We start from the raw sequence: 788 nt of genomic DNA on the forward strand, positions 1-788 counted from the left end.
TGGTTACGAGTGCAGCCATAAAAGGCCAGCTACTTGCGTCAGCTACCTCACCATTAATGATTCGAGAAGAGACATCAGCGATCGCTGGCGTCGAAGACAAACATGCCAATCCAATAACAGCGGATAGCAACTTAGTCTGTTTCATATTTGTACCTAGCCTTTATTACTTCTAATAGTCGGCGCAGGCTAATTTATAAATTAAACATATGAAACATGAGTTTTGTATTTTTGTGACGTACATATTATTATGAAAACAATTATCATTTACATCAGTATGAAAATTAAACCCATCGACGAACTTTCTGTTTGTAATCAACGTATTCGGCACCGAATAGCGATTCCAAAGCTTGCTCTTCAGGAAGGACTTGAAAGCGGTTCATATAGATCACAAATAGAAAGCTGAGTGATAGGCTGAATAGATTTTGAAGGTAGTATCCGAAACAAAAAAGCAGAATGAAGAGCGCGAGATACATTGGATTTCTGCTGTAGCCAAAGATGCCTGAATCGACCACTAGAGAGGCAGTGTCGACTTTGATTGGATTTACTGTCGTTTTGCGTTTTTTGAACTCCCAAACCGCAGAAACACCAATTACACCACTGACAACTACTCCCAGTACGGATACGAGTTGATGGTAAGGAACAGGAAACGAAGCAAATGTCAGGCTATTCGCTAGCCAGTACGACGACAATAGAATCACAGCAAACAACGCGAGCGGTGGTACTTTTAATTCCAAGAACTTCATAGCCTTCCTTATGCGACATTGAGATATTAAAAAGCCCAGTCATTG

At 40.6% G+C, this 788-nt stretch carries 1 protein-coding gene; it reads right to left on the bottom strand.

Annotated elements, in window-relative coordinates; genetic code table 11:
• Positions 1-281: 281 nt before the first annotated feature.
• Positions 282-743: an isoprenylcysteine carboxylmethyltransferase family protein gene (locus KIV40_RS28965; RefSeq protein WP_285352677.1), complete on the bottom strand. Its 462-nt coding sequence runs from the start codon at positions 741-743 to the stop codon at positions 282-284.
• Positions 744-788: the final 45 nt, after the last annotated feature.

It is taken from the genome of Vibrio sp. D173a (assembly GCF_030248475.1).